The 13,320-nt window shown below is 63.8% G+C and carries 17 protein-coding genes; 1 reads left to right on the top strand and 16 read right to left on the bottom strand.

Annotated features, from left to right (window positions below; translation table 11 throughout):
• Window positions 1–126 precede the first annotated feature (126 nt).
• The 16 genes from AB6Q56_RS03880 to AB6Q56_RS03805 all read right to left on the bottom strand — a co-directional run bounded on the left by AB6Q56_RS03880 (window position 127) and on the right by AB6Q56_RS03805 (window position 12,677).
• Window positions 127–399: an EexN family lipoprotein gene (locus AB6Q56_RS03880; protein WP_045929718.1), complete on the bottom strand. Its 273-nt coding sequence runs from the start codon at window positions 397–399 to the stop codon at window positions 127–129.
• Complete coding sequence (locus AB6Q56_RS03875; protein ID WP_082238078.1) at window positions 396–1,340, bottom strand: LysR family transcriptional regulator; 945 nt, start codon at window positions 1,338–1,340, stop codon at window positions 396–398. Before AB6Q56_RS03875 ends, AB6Q56_RS03880 begins: the two co-directional genes overlap by 4 nt.
• A 44-nt stretch (window positions 1,341–1,384) precedes the next feature.
• Window positions 1,385–2,086, bottom strand: coding sequence for a cysteine hydrolase (locus AB6Q56_RS03870; protein ID WP_088475541.1), 702 nt, complete (start codon window positions 2,084–2,086; stop codon window positions 1,385–1,387).
• A gap of 55 nt (window positions 2,087–2,141) precedes the next feature.
• Window positions 2,142–2,810 (bottom strand): hypothetical protein, encoded by a 669-nt coding sequence (locus AB6Q56_RS03865; protein ID WP_216358990.1) that lies wholly within the window; start codon window positions 2,808–2,810, stop codon window positions 2,142–2,144.
• A gap of 43 nt (window positions 2,811–2,853) precedes the next feature.
• A complete protein-coding gene (locus tag AB6Q56_RS03860; RefSeq protein ID WP_216358989.1) occupies window positions 2,854–3,378 on the bottom strand; it encodes a RidA family protein in 525 nt (174 codons plus the stop codon).
• Window positions 3,375–4,514, bottom strand: a complete 1,140-nt coding sequence (locus tag AB6Q56_RS03855; RefSeq protein ID WP_434515840.1) for an MFS transporter — start codon at window positions 4,512–4,514, stop codon at window positions 3,375–3,377. The genes AB6Q56_RS03860 and AB6Q56_RS03855 overlap by 4 nt, the downstream gene beginning before the upstream one ends.
• A gap of 91 nt (window positions 4,515–4,605) precedes the next feature.
• Window positions 4,606–5,007 carry a MerR family transcriptional regulator gene (locus tag AB6Q56_RS03850; protein ID WP_088475539.1) on the bottom strand — a complete coding sequence of 134 codons (402 nt, stop codon included), beginning with the start codon at window positions 5,005–5,007 and terminating at the stop codon, window positions 4,606–4,608.
• Between the two features lie 177 nt (window positions 5,008–5,184).
• Window positions 5,185–7,179, bottom strand: coding sequence for a relaxase/mobilization nuclease domain-containing protein (locus AB6Q56_RS03845; RefSeq protein ID WP_434515839.1), 1,995 nt, complete (start codon window positions 7,177–7,179; stop codon window positions 5,185–5,187).
• A 448-nt stretch (window positions 7,180–7,627) separates the two neighbouring features.
• Window positions 7,628–8,227, bottom strand: coding sequence for a S26 family signal peptidase (locus tag AB6Q56_RS03840; protein WP_023112221.1), 600 nt, complete (start codon window positions 8,225–8,227; stop codon window positions 7,628–7,630).
• Window positions 8,224–8,781 carry a DUF2840 domain-containing protein gene (locus tag AB6Q56_RS03835; RefSeq protein WP_021204046.1) on the bottom strand — a complete coding sequence of 186 codons (558 nt, stop codon included), beginning with the start codon at window positions 8,779–8,781 and terminating at the stop codon, window positions 8,224–8,226. The genes AB6Q56_RS03840 and AB6Q56_RS03835 overlap by 4 nt, the downstream gene beginning before the upstream one ends.
• A complete protein-coding gene (locus AB6Q56_RS03830; RefSeq protein WP_023094609.1) occupies window positions 8,778–9,041 on the bottom strand; it encodes a hypothetical protein in 264 nt (87 codons plus the stop codon). Before AB6Q56_RS03830 ends, AB6Q56_RS03835 begins: the two co-directional genes overlap by 4 nt.
• Window positions 9,038–9,676: a ParA family partition ATPase gene (gene parA, locus AB6Q56_RS03825; RefSeq protein ID WP_021204048.1), complete on the bottom strand. Its 639-nt coding sequence runs from the start codon at window positions 9,674–9,676 to the stop codon at window positions 9,038–9,040. The genes AB6Q56_RS03830 and parA overlap by 4 nt, the downstream gene beginning before the upstream one ends.
• Window positions 9,677–9,941: 265 nt before the next feature.
• The gene (locus tag AB6Q56_RS03820; protein WP_031270617.1) at window positions 9,942–10,787 is read right to left on the bottom strand and encodes a replication initiator protein A; all 846 of its coding nucleotides are present in this window, start codon (window positions 10,785–10,787) and stop codon (window positions 9,942–9,944) included.
• Window positions 10,788–10,813: 26 nt separating this feature from the next.
• Window positions 10,814–11,098, bottom strand: coding sequence for a helix-turn-helix transcriptional regulator (locus AB6Q56_RS03815; protein ID WP_023083109.1), 285 nt, complete (start codon window positions 11,096–11,098; stop codon window positions 10,814–10,816).
• Window positions 11,099–11,212: 114 nt separating this feature from the next.
• Window positions 11,213–11,983 carry a DUF2285 domain-containing protein gene (locus tag AB6Q56_RS03810; protein WP_021204051.1) on the bottom strand — a complete coding sequence of 257 codons (771 nt, stop codon included), beginning with the start codon at window positions 11,981–11,983 and terminating at the stop codon, window positions 11,213–11,215.
• Between the two features lie 343 nt (window positions 11,984–12,326).
• Window positions 12,327–12,677 carry a DUF2958 domain-containing protein gene (locus AB6Q56_RS03805; protein ID WP_021204052.1) on the bottom strand — a complete coding sequence of 117 codons (351 nt, stop codon included), beginning with the start codon at window positions 12,675–12,677 and terminating at the stop codon, window positions 12,327–12,329.
• 400 nt (window positions 12,678–13,077) lie between these two features.
• Between AB6Q56_RS03805 and AB6Q56_RS03800 the strand changes: the two genes are divergently transcribed.
• Window positions 13,078–13,290 carry a hypothetical protein gene (locus AB6Q56_RS03800; RefSeq protein WP_434515838.1) on the top strand — a complete coding sequence of 71 codons (213 nt, stop codon included), beginning with the start codon at window positions 13,078–13,080 and terminating at the stop codon, window positions 13,288–13,290.
• Window positions 13,291–13,320: the final 30 nt, after the last annotated feature.

Here is a 13,320-nt window from a genome sequence, read left to right as displayed (position 1 = left end):
TCGGCAGCAAGGTGATGCGAAAAACATCGCTCCATGCAGGGACGAAGCCAATAAAAACGCCGCAGGCGTGAGCGCACTGCGGCGTGTCGAGAAAGAAAATAAGGATATGCGGCAAGCCGCCAACGGTCAGAACTTTGGGGGTGTTTCCGATGGCGTGTAAGGCACCTTGCCGTCGCCGAAGAAGCGCTTGTTCGTCGCTTCGGCCACCCGGTTACACAGCACGTCGCCCATTGCCGGACGCTCGGTCTTGCACTGGCGGCGCAGTTCCTTCAAACGATCGGGATCGGCGGCCAGTTCGTCCACGGTCGGCACATTGGCTTGCTGCTTCGGCGGCTCGGACGGGCCGCAGGCCGTGAGCGAGGCACCCAACAGGACCGGGAAGATCAGCTTCATGGTCATGGCTCGACTTTCTCCTGGGGGTCAGATTCAACAGTTGGTGTGGATCTACGGCCTTCTGGTGATTCGATTGACTGAACCCGTTCGATGAAGCGCGCCAGCGAGTCCGAGGATTCACCTTCCCGGTGCAGCACATAAGTGGTCAGCATGGGAGAGCGGCCCGCCAGCGGACGGGCAACCACACCGGACTCACGGCTACTTGCGATATGCGGCGCTCCGGCCAAGCCTAGGGCGAAGCCCGCCGCGACTAGCGCCATCATCAGGTCGAACGACGTCACCCGTTCGGCGATCAGCGGCTCCATGTCCATGCGCCGCAGCACGCGATCCACCTGGCGTGTATAGCCCTCGCAAACCTGCGGATCGCACAGCACCAGAGGATGGCGCAGCACGTCTTCCAGCGGGATACGTTTGTGCCTGAGCAGCGGGTGACGCGCAGGCACCGCCACCATTAATACATCACTCCAGACCGCTTCTGCCGTGATGCCTTCGCCCACCTCGTCGGACTGCGAAAATCCCACGTCGTACAAGTCGTCATGCAGCCCTTTGATCTGCTGAGACAGCGGCACCTCGAACAGACGGATCTCGATTTCGGGCTCCTCCTGGCGACATAGCGCCAGCAAGGTCGGCAGGCGCGACGGCGTGATGCCGTCGGACAGGGCAATGCGCAATTGCCCATGAAAGCCGTTGGCCGCTGCCTGCACGCTGTCGCGGGCTTGCTGCAAGGCCGTGAAGATGCGCGGCACATGCTCCAGAAACAGCTTGCCCGCCCGTGTCAGTCGTGTGCTGCGGCTGGTGCGGATGAACAACTGTTCGCCTAGGTCTTCTTCCAGTTCCTTGATGGTGCGCGACAGGGGCGACTGCTCGATGTGGAGCCGCTCGGCGGCACGGGCGAAATGGAGTTCTTCGGCAACGGCCAGGAAGCAGCGCAGATGACGTAGTTCCATTTCAAGCTCTCCCGCCGCAGTAGATCACCCCCTTGCTCGTCATCTCACATCATCCCAATCAGTTCTTCACTTGTAATGCTGCTGCCAAAGTGATGAATGACATGCGCAAGTACGTGCCTTTGCTGTTCTGCCGTGAATGCAGGTGCAGCATCTCTCACCACCGTCACGTCGTAACCAAGGTCATGAGCATGACGCATGGTGGACTCGACGCACACATGCAATGCAAAACCCAGCAGGTAAATGTGCTCGATTCGGTTGTTGCGCAAATAGGGGTCAAGATTCGAGTTGGTGATAACGCTTGCCCCGGATCGGCCCGCAACAACAAACTCTCCTGTCTGCGGAGAGAACGGGGCAGGAAAAGCGACCTGATCTGGACTTCGCCATGTCCCTGCCGTGGGAATGGCACCCCTCAATCCAGGCTTGTCTTTACCACCGGCAAAAATTAGGTAGTCCGGGTCTGCAACCAGCGACAATCCTGCGTGAACCACATTGGCTTGTCGCTCACGGGCTTTCCGAAGAACACGGGCAGAGTTCTCAACAGCAGCTGAAAATAATGCTCTGTCCTGCATCAAAGCATTCAGAGGGCTGGCTGAGTCCAGCCATTGGTTCTGAAATTCAATGAATATCAAGGCGGTCCTTTTATTATCGAAAGACCGACCACCGATGCTTTCTGAAATCGCAGGTGAAGCGAAAGACATTGCAGCCACACCCGAAGCCGCCGCCTTCAAAACATCTCTTCTGTTCATTGCCCTATCTGCTCCCATTGCTGTGTCATTGCTTGGCGTCTATTTTTTTGCTGCTTCACTCGGCCTGATCCTTCAGCCAGCTGTCGTGCAACCATTTCTCGGTCTTGCGATGGCCTGGGAAGGTGATCCAGACAATGTCGCGTTCGAACACCATCGGCTTTTCTTCGCTGCCGACGATGACCCAGAACCAGCGCCCGTCGGCCAGGTTGCGGGCCTTGACCTTCATGCCGGTCAGCGTGACGGTTTCGCTGCGACCGTCGCGCTGCACCCGGATTGGTTCGTCGTGCGCTTCGATCCAACTGATCTTCATGCGCGGCAGCAGGTCAGGTGCGGTTTCCTGAAGAAATGCACGCGCGATCTGCTCGCTGCGCTCACGCGATGGCAGCGGTTTATCAGCCAAGTCCAGAGATATATTGGCAAAACCCTTGAGCGTGCCATCAGTCGCCACGACTGCACTGAAGTGCTCGCCTTCCAACCCGGCATTGCGACCATCGCGGCGCTCATGGCGGATCAAGGTCGCGTTTTCGCCATCAACTGAGACAGCGCGTTCGGACACCTGCGCATAGGCATCAGGAACAAAGCGGGAAATAGCGGATGGGATGCTGGCGAAATGTGTCGTCATGGCAGGACGCTCCTGGCTGGATGGGTTGGATTGGGCAAACGCTGTGCTGCCTGTGCCGAGCACAAGCGCAGTCACCAGCGCGACGGTCTGAAAACGGGACATGGACGGATCTCCTTTCAATGGATGTTGATGAACTAAGGGGAAGTCAGGTGTCGGACGGCAGCACGGCCACGGCATCCACCTCCACCAGCACGTCGGGATGGAACAGCTCGGCCACGCCGATCAGCGCGCTGGCAGGCGGCTTTTCCTGATTGATGAAGCGGTCGCGTGCGCGGCGAATGGCGGGCAATTGATCCGGCTTGAAATCGCGCACATAGATGGTGATGCGCGCCAGATGGTGCGGCGTTGCACCAGCCGCTTCCAGCGTTGCTCCCAGGTTTTTGAAGACCTGATCCAGTTGGGCTTCAATATCCGGTGGCAGCACGGCTCCGTTTGCATCCATCGGCACATGCCCAGACAGAAACATCAATCGACCGTTTTCCACGACCATCGCCGAGGAAATACCGGGGATGGAAGCACCCGCAGGGTTCACGGGACGAAGCATGGCGTTGACAGTAGGCATGACGGGTTCCTGGTGGATGGACAGCGTGGAATTGACTTGGCTGGCATGGGCGCTGGCGCAGAACAACAGCGCCGCCGACAGCACGGATAAGCAACGAATGGGGTTCATGAAGTGCGATGCTCCGAGGATTGAAAGCGTGAAAGCGAAGGCGCCCAGCCATTGACCACCGCAGCCGCGCACAACAGTGCCGCAATGGGTGTCAGCAAGAGCGCGTTCCAGCCGAGTGGTGCCAAGGCTTGCGCAACAGGTGGCGCGACGCTGGCGCCAAGGAACAGGGAAAAGGTGTAGAGCGCGATGGCTTGCGCACGGACGTCTGGTGTGGCGCGGTTGGCGACGGTGCCAATCAGCCCCGGCACGGCCAAGGCAATGCCCGCCGACAGCACCACGCTGGCCATCAGCAACCACCCAAAACTCCCGCCCAGCCCGAACACCAGCCCAATCGCAGCCAGTAAAAGACCAGCGCGTGCTGTTGCCACCGTACCGAAACGACTGACCAGCCGCGCTGCCGCAATGCTGAGCAACAACGGCGACAGGCCCACCAGGCGCAAGGCTTGCAGATCTCCCGCAGAGACCCCGGCTGTCTGCGCGCCGGCATGGAAAACAACGAAAGCAAACAGCACTGTGACAGCCGCCAGCCATACGCCCATCAAGTGCGTTTGCCGCCACATCGGCACGGGTGCCGTTGCTGCGACAACACGGCTCACCAATGCAACACCAGCAGGCAGTAAACGATGCAGTCCAAGGGTCAGCAGCCCATACGCTGCCGCCAAGACCAGCATGATGGCGGGCAGGCCCAGCCCAGCGAACTGCGTAGCAAGGAATTGGGCAAGAGGCGCGGCAGCCAGAAAGGCAAAACTCATCAGCGAGATGCCAAGTGGCCGACGTGCCGGCGGCAAGGCTTCTGCCACCAATGCCAATGCAGCGGGCGGAAAAGCTGCCGCCACCAGCCCCTGCAATGCCCGTGCGGCCAACAGCATGCCGAAGTGCATGGACACTGCCACCAGCACGCTTGCCACAGCCGTCGCCAGCAGGCTGAACAGCAGTACCGCGCGCCTGCCAACCCGATCCGACAGCCGTCCCAGCAGCAGGAAACCTGCCGCATAGGCAAAACCAAAGGCACTGCCTACCCAGGCGGCTTGCCCATTCGTGATTTGCCAGCGCGAGGCCAGTGCTGGTGTCAAAGGCAACGTGACGTAGAGTTGGCCGACCACCAGCACGGCTCCTAACATCAGAAGCAGCAGCAATCGGGTGTTCTTCAATTCCATAAAAATAAACCTTACGTTAACTGTAGATTTGACTTAAAAAAGGGGACGGCCCAATGCCGCCCCATCCCGATCAGGACTGTTTGCGCGCCACTTCAATCAGCGTTTTCATGCGCGCAATGTTGGCTACCAGGTCACGCTCAAAGGCCTGCATCTCGCCCAGCTTGCTGCGCGTGGCCTGCAACTGAGTCTCCAGAATCTTCAGCACCTCTTCCTTGCCCTTGATGCCACTGGGGTCATCAAAGTACAGGTCAATGACCTGGCCGATTTCATCCAGGCTCAGGCCCAAGCCCTTCAAGGCGGCAATCTTTTCCAGCCGCTGCACGGCCTGTTCATCGTAGTAGCGATAGCCAGCGCCCTCACGCTCTGCCGGGCGCAGCAGGCCGATGCGCTCGTAGTAGTGGATGGTGCGATGGCTGACACCTGCCCGTTGGGCAAGCTCACCGATCTGCAACAAGGCGTGGGAAGACGACATGAAAAACAACCTGACGTTATGTGTAGATTGGATTGTAGGCACTCCCCTGGATACGGTCAAGCACGATCAACCAAACAAAGCAATGTGTCAGAACTTTGATCGCGATTCTGTGGAGCGTACAAGGCTCCTTGCAGTCACTGAAAAGCGCTTGATTTCTTACTCGGCCAAGCAACAGTGTTACGAGACGCCAAAGCTACGCTGCCGCCCAAGCTCCCACGAAACGCTACCACCGCGCACCGTCGCGGTGATCTGTTGCCCCAGCCGCTGTTCGATCACCGGCCGCCACGGCACCAAGCTGAATCCAATGCCGTCATCGAGCATCGCGTAGCGACCACTCGCCAGCATGACGGAGCGCCGGTAGATGCCGGCCACGCGCTGCCCGTCGGCCACCGGGCGATGCTCCAGGCCGGTTTCGGCGGCAATGTCCTTGGCGACCTGCGCCAGCTCTCGATTGCGCAGCGTGCCCAGCAGGTTACGTGCGAGAATGACGCGCTGCCCACGCCGCTGCACCAGCCCCTGTTCTTCGAGGAAGTCGGCGCGCTGGTGCATGGCCTGCTTCGCATCGCCGCCAAAACCCAGGTCGCCCAGCCCACGGCCGCCGCCGATCAGTTGTTGGTCAAGCCAGGTCGCGCCGATCACGCGGGCCTGCCGCTCGATGGGAAGATGGGACTTCATTTCCACGGCCACGCCACCCAGGCGCTGCGCGTCGTACTGGCGGCCACGCACGTCCAGGTCGTCCGGCACCTTCCATAGCCCTTCGGCCACGCGCTCCACGATGCCCGCCCGGCGCAGGACTTCCAGCCGCCGGACGTGGGCGGCGACAACCTCCTGCGGGTCGCGTCCGGGCTTGGCCCGGCCCTGTTCAATGGCCAAGTGATGATCGGCGCGATACAGGCCATCACTCGCCAGCGCGGCGATGTTCTTGTCGGCCGCCCGTACCTCGGCAGAACCGCGCACCTCCACCACCGCGCCGGTCGGGTAGTTCGACAGTTCGTCGCGGGCGTTCAAGGCGACGTAGTGGGCCTTGCCGTCCACGCCGTCGATGACCAGATAGCCACGGTCGTGCAGCTCGTCGGCTAGCCCCTTGGCAGCGACGCGGCCGATGATGGTGCGGCCGCTTCCGTCTGCATTTTGGCTCGGCTCGAACACCGCCAGCTCGCGCGGCTGTCCGCTCATGGCGCGCTGCATGGTGCGGATGATGTCGCCACGCTCGCCCAGGGCACGCAAGGTCTTCTCCGCATCGGCATGGACGGCCCAGGTGCCGGGCTGCGTCTCATCGGCCAAGCCCAGGCGCTGCAAGCGTTGCAGGCGGCCGATCAGCAGCAGGCGCTGGCGTTGCAGCCGGGGTTCATTGAAGCGTTCGATCTGCACCCGGCCATCTTCGCCGGCCTCACGCTGCAACGTGCGGTCGAGGCTCGTCCACCGCTCTTGCTCCACCTCGCGTTGCAAGGTCTGCTGGATCTCCAGTTCGGTGCGCTGCCCCAGCCACTCGGTCGCCAGTTCGGCGGCGCGATGACGGAGGCCGTGGGCAATGTAGTCGCCCGCGATGATGAGGTCTTTGCCGGTGTCGTCGCGTCCGCGCACGATCAAATGCGTGTGCGGGTTGTCGGTGTTCCAGTGATCGACCGCCACCCAATCCAGCCGTGTCCCCAGGTCGGCTTCCATCCGGTTCACCAGATGCCGGGTGTAGGTACGCAGGTCGTCCAGCTCGGCACCGTCCTCCGGGGAGACGATGAAGCGGAAATGGTGCCGGTCGTCGGCGGCCCGCTCCTTGAAGGCATCCAGGTCGGCTTCGTCGGTCTGCGACCCGTAGGCCCGCCCAGGTTCGCCATCCCGGCCCGTGCCGTCGCGCTCGACATAGCGCAGGTGCTTGGCGAGTGACTGCGGGCTGGCGTTGCGCTGATTGACCAGCAAGGTCTTGATGGTCACACGCCGCGACATGGGCGTTAGATTCGCGCCTGCGAAACGCGCCGCCGTGTGGCCGCGCCCCAAGCGCGAACCGGGACGTTGGCCGCTGCCGCCAGTACCAGGACGGCGCACCACCGACTTGCCGCTGCTGGCCTTGCCTGCTTGCTTGAGCACCTTGGAAACAAAGCTATGGCCCTGGCCCTTACCCCGATTCTTCGGGGCGCTGGGGCGCACGCGGAAATCGTCGTCGCGGCGGTCGGTCATAGCCGCTCTACCTGCAAGCTCTGGCGTGTCCCGTCGTGCGAAGCACGCGGACATGCCTGCATTGGCGCGACCTTCGCGCCCCACGCGGCACGGCGGCGGAGCCGCTGCGTGCCGCGCCACCCCCATGTGCAGACAGGCTCTCGACGCGGCCTGGTGCCGCGTCCTTTTGTCTTGCCTTCCGCCTTTGCCCTTCGCTGTCGCTCCGGGCGTCGGCGGCCCGGCGGCGCTGCGCTGCTTGCAACCCGCCCGCCGGCGAACGCGCCAATGGCTGCAGGCCGGGCGCGTTCGAGGCAAGACGCCTGCACGTTGGACGGCTGCGCCGGATGTTGCGCGAGGCGCGGCGCGGATGCGCCCGCGCTGCACGCGCGACGACACGGCGGCAGCCACCGGAACGACATGCCCGATGGCACGATGAGATGCACGGCAACGTGCAGCGAATCGGCGGCCATCATGGGCGTGTTTCCAGCCAGACCGGATACGCGACGCCGATCACGGCGGATGCGCTGACCGGCCCGAAATAGCGGCTGTCGAACGACGCTGGATTGGTCACGCTCAACAGGAACAGCTCGCCCGATTCGAGGCGGCGGCAAAGCTGCAAGGATGGCAGCGGCCGGCCCAGCCGGTCGGCAGGCAGCGCGGCGGCCGCAGGCACGCCGTCGATGCGTACCTGCCCGGCGACGATGCAAACGTGTTGCGGCGCGACCGCGCCCACACGTTTGAGCAGCGGAACGCGGGTCGGCAGGTAGCCGCGCTGCGCAGCCAGCATGGCGGCCCTGTCGGGCAGCGGCACCAGCACGATGCTGTCCACGGACAACGGACGTGGCAGCGAGGCGGTGCGCGGGTCGAACGGTTCGATGCGATACCAGCCGACCGCCACGCTGTCGGACGGGTTGTAGGTCAGACGCGGCAGCGGCGACACGAAAGCCGCCCAGGCCAGCGCAGCGAGGCCGACGGCGGCGAAGCCCGCCAGCACGATGCGAACGCGCAGGCGCGAGCGAGGTTGCGGCGCGACTTCGTGCGTGCATGGGGTGTTGGATTGGGTCGTCATGGCAGCGCCTTTCCGGCCAGCCAGGCGGCGTGCCGCTCGGCGGTGTATTCGGGCAGCGCCAGGCGGGCCGCCAGACGGTTGCCCAGCGTGCGCCAGTACGCTGGCGACACGTCGATGGCGGCGATGCCTTGCCCTTCGATGCCGTCGATGCGTTCCAGCACGGCACGCACCGCGTTTTCGCCTTCGGCGTGCAGCAGCAGGCGTGCGCCGGGCCGCACGCCGGGGATGCGCTGCATGTCGTCCAGCGGCGTGGCGGCTTGCATCACCATGAGCTGCCAGCGGATCGTGCCGTAGTCGTTTGCTTCCCAGCGCACGCGGCAGAACATTGCACGCGGCAGGAACACCGCGCAGCGCCGCCAGCGGTCGAGCCGCAACGTGCGTGCCGGTTCGCCGAAACGCAGGTAGAGCTTGAAGCGCGGTTCGATGTAGGCGAGCGATACGCGCGTCAGCGGCACGCTGCCGGCCTGGCCGGCGAGCGTCGAAAGCGAAGGCGGCGGCGCAGCAGCCGGTGCAGCCGTCGCCGCGTGAGCGGCAGGCAAGGCGGATGCGTTCATGGCAGGTTCTCCGGGCGCTTGTCGGGGAACTCCCGTTCCAGCAAGCCGCGCAGCAACTCGGCCACGGTCACGCCCTGGCCGAAGGCGGCGATCTTGATGCGTGCACGTAGCGCGGGCGTCACGTCGAGCGTCAGGCGGGCCGTATAAAGGTCGCCCTTGTTGAGCGCATCGGCATCGCCCTGGCGAATCCACGCCTCGGCGTGCGGATTCGCGGGCGGACGTGCGCCGATGCCGACGCGCTTGCTGCGCGGGCTGCTCATGTCGGCCACCGCAGCAGTTCATCGGTGAGCACGGCGATCTCGCGGGCGGCGGCGCTGTCGGGCGCCGTCTCGCGGGCGAGCCGGCCAGCGGCCACGCTGTCGGCGAAGACGATGCGCTGGCGCACTTCGCTGCGCAGCGCCGGCAGCGGCTGTTCGGCCAGCGATTGCCGCGCTTCCCTGCCGATGATGGTGGTGCTGACGCGCCGGTTGATGACGAAGGCCGCGTGCAGCGCAGGCCGGAACACCTGCGCTTCGCGGATCAGCGCCACCATCTCGGCGCTGGCCCACAGGTCATACGGACTGGGCTGCACGGGAATCAGCACGCGCTCGGCCGCCAGCAGCGCGGAACGCGCCAATGCGGCGATGCGCGGCGGGCCGTCGATGATGACGTGATCGGCGCGGCGGGCCAGCTCCGGCGCTTCCTGATGCAGCGTCTCGCGGGCGAGGCCCACGGTGCTGAACAGCCGGGGCAAGCCCTGCTGGCTTCTGCGCTGCGTCCAGTCCAGTGAGGAACCCTGCGGGTCGGCATCCAGCAGGATGACGTGCAGACCGCGCATCGCCAGTTCGCCCGCGATGTGCGTGGCGAGCGTGGTCTTGCCGACGCCGCCTTTCTGATTGAGAAGCGCGAAGATCATGACGCGGCCTCCCATGCTGGAAAGCCGGGATTCGCCTGCCCTGCAAAACGCTGTTCGCTGTGCCGTTTGGCGGTTGTCCACCGAAACGGTGCGCTTCTACTAAAAGTTAGAGATTTATAGTTAGGTAAGTTAGAGAGGCTGAAAACCCGCGCCATTACTGGCTTTGCGGCGTTTTCGTACTCCTGATAGCACGATAGGCGTACTCCCGATAGCACGATACCGGGTACTCCTGATAGCACGAGGCCGTCCACAGCTTTTCCCGCAGTTATCCCCGTGCCGTATGCAGCACGGGCCGGAAGGTCAGCAGTTCGGTGTTGTCGTCCGGCATGCGCTCGATGCCGAGGACGTAGCCGGGTAACGACTGCCGTGCCACCAGCACGCGCAGGTCGTAGGCGAAGTCCGAGAAGCGAGCCGCGCTGCCGGATTTGCGATGCAGATGCCGGAAGTCGAATTGCCAGCCGTGTTCCTGCCGCCCGCCGTGCTTGCGTACCAAGCGGTACAGCCAGCGTTCGATGCCGCCCTTCAAGCGGAAATAAGCCGGGTCGATGGTCAGCACCAGGGCGGCGTCGAGCACGCCGGCATAGAACCAGTCCGGCAGGATCAGCTCGATGCCCAGCGGCGTGCCGCTGGCATCGGCCAGTTCGCGCCATTCGTTGATCCACGAAAAGCGATGCAAGCGCCTGCCCGTGGTTTCTCGGATGGACGTGGCCACACTGGTCGATTGCAGCCGGTCGAGCGCCGCTTTCAGGCGCAGGTAGTCGTTGAGGGATGTGCCGCGCCCGATGAAGCGCAGGATCTCGTAGGGCGTGGCGTGTATCCAGCGCGACGGGCGAATGCCCGCGTCGCGTGCCTCCACGATCTGCGAGGCCGCCCAAATCAAAACGTCGGCATCCCATATCGTGGCGATGCCGTGCTCGGCCGTGCCTTCCACGCGGATGGTGATGTTCCCGCTGCGGAAGTCGATCGGCGCGATGCGCCGCGACTTCGCCAGCGAGAAGAATGGAAAGGCCATCAAGTCCTGGCTGTCGCGTGGCGCCATGTCGCCCGGCAGCGCGCGGAACAGGTCGAGCTGTTCGCACTGCGGCAAGGCTTGCCCTGGAGGGCCGGACATGGCGAAGGCCACCCACGCGCCGACGATCAGCGGCCATCACGGTAGTCACCCGCGTGGCGTTCGGCGTATTCCGGGTCGGATGTAGCCTCGTAGCTGCGCTGGTCGGCCCAGGCATCGAGGTCGCTTACTGCGTACATGACGCGGCGACCGAACTTGCGGAACTTCGGGCCACCGCCGATCACGCGCTGCTTCTCCAGCGTGCGAGGACTGAGGCGCAGATACTCGGCGGCTTCGTCGTTGGTCAGGTAGCGTTGGGGCTGCGAGGGCGCAGCGACAGTAGCGGCGGCAGGCCGCAAGGGAGAGGGTCGCATGGGGTGTACCTCCATCAAGCCCGGCCACACCACGCGGCCGGATAGAGGCACTTTCAAGAAAGCAAGGCTTCTTGCTAAGGGACGATTTGCAGGGGGCGCGAAACGTCCCCCCTCCTAATGCGACGGGAACGGCGGAAGCTGTGCCAGGCGGCGGTAGCCGCCGCGCATCAGCGCATCGCCCCGGCGCACCAAGCGCCGCACGCGGGCACGCAAGGCGCTGTCTTTGTGCCAATCGGCCGCGACGGCATCAACGCCGAACAGCCCCTCGGCAACCTCGCGCAAGGACGCGCCCGCCAGGGTCGCGTCGAGTGCCTGCAAGGTGTGCAGTTCCAGCACTGCGGCGTGCGTGGGCCGCGAGCGGGTCGCCGCCGCAGGCGCGGCCCCGGTTGCAGTGGACAACGCATCCAGCCCAGCCGCCAGTGCGCGATAGCGTGCGCAAGGCGTAGTGCAGCCTCGGATGGCGTAGAGGTAGGCCATTCCGTCGGCCATGCTCGGCGTGAGCGTGAGCCGCACGCAGCAGCCGGGCCATTGCGCCGTCAGCATCAGGCGCTTGCCATCATGGATCAGGTGCTTGCGTCCTGGGACGTTCCAGAACTCGAAGGCATCGGCATCCGGCGGCGGGTCGTCGTCCGGGTAGAGCTGGATCACGCCATCGTGATCGGGGAACCACGCCGGATGTGCGTCGCGCGCATCCAGGGCGGGATCTTCCAGCAGGCGCAAGCCCCAACGATGCGCCGTATCTGGTCGGCGGCGGCGGTGCAGCCAGTCGCGCCGGTAGTCAGGGTTTCGGCGCAGGTACTCCCAGGCCAGCGCGGGGCCGCCCTGGTGCAGAACGTAGAGATAAGCCGCTGTCGGATACCAGTGTTCGACGCTGCGATTAGTCATGACGGAACCTCCCTGTGCTTGGGGTGCGTCGCCTGGATTCCGTCGTGCGGGAGCTATCGAATCACCATCAGGTTGTCATCGAAATCGGGGTAAGCTGTAACTACTGGTGTCAAGACAGATTCGCTCCGGGGCATTGCTGAAATCGTCTGAATGCGACGGCTGCGCCGCCACGAAAATGGTGCGCGGCATGGCGCACGGTGCAGCAGCCCGCGCCAAAGATCATGACTGTTTGCGTCAGAAGCGCACCGCTTCGGTGCAAGGATGTGGATTCAGACCTGCCCGGTCTTGGGTAAGACCGAAATAGTCACGATGCGCCCGTTTGACCCGGCTGCGCTGGCTTGCATCAATCCATGATCGAGCCGTTTTCCTGCGCCAGCCGCACGTATTCCGATAGTCGCCGCGCAGGTTGAAAGTAACTGTCGCGCATCACGGGCCACTTGCACGGCCCGACGATGGCAGCCAGATCGGACAGCTTCACCGTTCCCAAGGCGGGCATCCCGATCCCGAGGTCGATCAGGCCGTAGGCCGTATCGCCATCGGTAGGATCGAGCGCGGCCAGCAACCAGGTCGCGTGCGCGTCCGGGGTGAATAGCCGCACCACGGGCATCGGGTCGATGCTCTGGCCGTTGGCGCGCGCCTCGCCAACGGCGAGCAGTTGTGCGTGCTGTTCGGCAGTGATGAGCGGTTGGGTCATGGTTGGCGCTCCCACGAATCCGACGATGCAAGGAGGAGCCTTCCTGCCAAAACACGGAAGCGGCGAAATGGATGCGTGCTTTCGTGCGAAAGCACGAAGGCGTAAGCCGTCGAATCCGTACAGGCACGGAAGCGCAGAAGCGGAATTGTGCAGGCCATGAAAGACACGGATGTGGCTCCACGGGTTTGAGGAAATCCGCATATGCGGATTTCCGTAAAAGCACGAAAGCGTGCCTCTCAGCCATAAATGAACACTATAGATTGTAGCCCTATAGGGCGCAATGGACTGTCATCTTGGTTTTTATGGGGAAACCAAGTTGGTGACAGCGAAACACTCATTGGCGACGGCGATACGGACAGTCAGGAAGGCGCGGGGCTTGAGCCAGGAAGCGTTTTCGGACGTGTCTAGCCGCACCTACATGAGTTCGCTGGAGCGCGACTTGAAAAGCCCGACCCTGCACAAGCTGACCGAGCTGTGCGAGGTCATGGAGGTGCATCCGCTCACGCTGCTGACGCTGGCCTATGCCGGCGACAGCACGGATAAGACCGATGAGCTGCTGGCGCGGGTACGCCAGGAGCTTGAGGCGGTGTTGAAAGAGCGCAGCACGCCGTAGCGCGCGTCGGCGTGTAAGACTGGATTCCGC

The sequence above is a fragment of the Dechloromonas sp. ARDL1 genome (assembly GCF_051122455.1).
Lineage (GTDB): Bacteria > Pseudomonadota > Gammaproteobacteria > Burkholderiales > Rhodocyclaceae > Azonexus.
This window is presented reverse-complemented; position numbering and strand designations above follow the sequence as displayed.

Coding starts and splice junctions, on each gene's coding strand:
- AB6Q56_RS03880 (WP_045929718.1), bottom strand. CDS start 399: ATGACCATGAAGCTGATCTTCCCGGTCCTGTTGGGTGCCTCGCTCACG.
- AB6Q56_RS03875 (WP_082238078.1), bottom strand. CDS start 1,340: ATGGAACTACGTCATCTGCGCTGCTTCCTGGCCGTTGCCGAAGAACTC.
- AB6Q56_RS03870 (WP_088475541.1), bottom strand. CDS start 2,086: ATGAACAGAAGAGATGTTTTGAAGGCGGCGGCTTCGGGTGTGGCTGCA.
- AB6Q56_RS03865 (WP_216358990.1), bottom strand. CDS start 2,810: ATGTCCCGTTTTCAGACCGTCGCGCTGGTGACTGCGCTTGTGCTCGGC.
- AB6Q56_RS03860 (WP_216358989.1), bottom strand. CDS start 3,378: ATGAACCCCATTCGTTGCTTATCCGTGCTGTCGGCGGCGCTGTTGTTC.
- AB6Q56_RS03850 (WP_088475539.1), bottom strand. CDS start 5,007: ATGTCGTCTTCCCACGCCTTGTTGCAGATCGGTGAGCTTGCCCAACGG.
- AB6Q56_RS03845 (WP_434515839.1), bottom strand. CDS start 7,179: ATGACCGACCGCCGCGACGACGATTTCCGCGTGCGCCCCAGCGCCCCG.
- AB6Q56_RS03840 (WP_023112221.1), bottom strand. CDS start 8,227: ATGACGACCCAATCCAACACCCCATGCACGCACGAAGTCGCGCCGCAA.
- AB6Q56_RS03835 (WP_021204046.1), bottom strand. CDS start 8,781: ATGAACGCATCCGCCTTGCCTGCCGCTCACGCGGCGACGGCTGCACCG.
- AB6Q56_RS03830 (WP_023094609.1), bottom strand. CDS start 9,041: ATGAGCAGCCCGCGCAGCAAGCGCGTCGGCATCGGCGCACGTCCGCCC.
- parA (WP_021204048.1), bottom strand. CDS start 9,676: ATGATCTTCGCGCTTCTCAATCAGAAAGGCGGCGTCGGCAAGACCACG.
- AB6Q56_RS03820 (WP_031270617.1), bottom strand. CDS start 10,787: ATGTCCGGCCCTCCAGGGCAAGCCTTGCCGCAGTGCGAACAGCTCGAC.
- AB6Q56_RS03815 (WP_023083109.1), bottom strand. CDS start 11,098: ATGCGACCCTCTCCCTTGCGGCCTGCCGCCGCTACTGTCGCTGCGCCC.
- AB6Q56_RS03810 (WP_021204051.1), bottom strand. CDS start 11,983: ATGACTAATCGCAGCGTCGAACACTGGTATCCGACAGCGGCTTATCTC.
- AB6Q56_RS03805 (WP_021204052.1), bottom strand. CDS start 12,677: ATGACCCAACCGCTCATCACTGCCGAACAGCACGCACAACTGCTCGCC.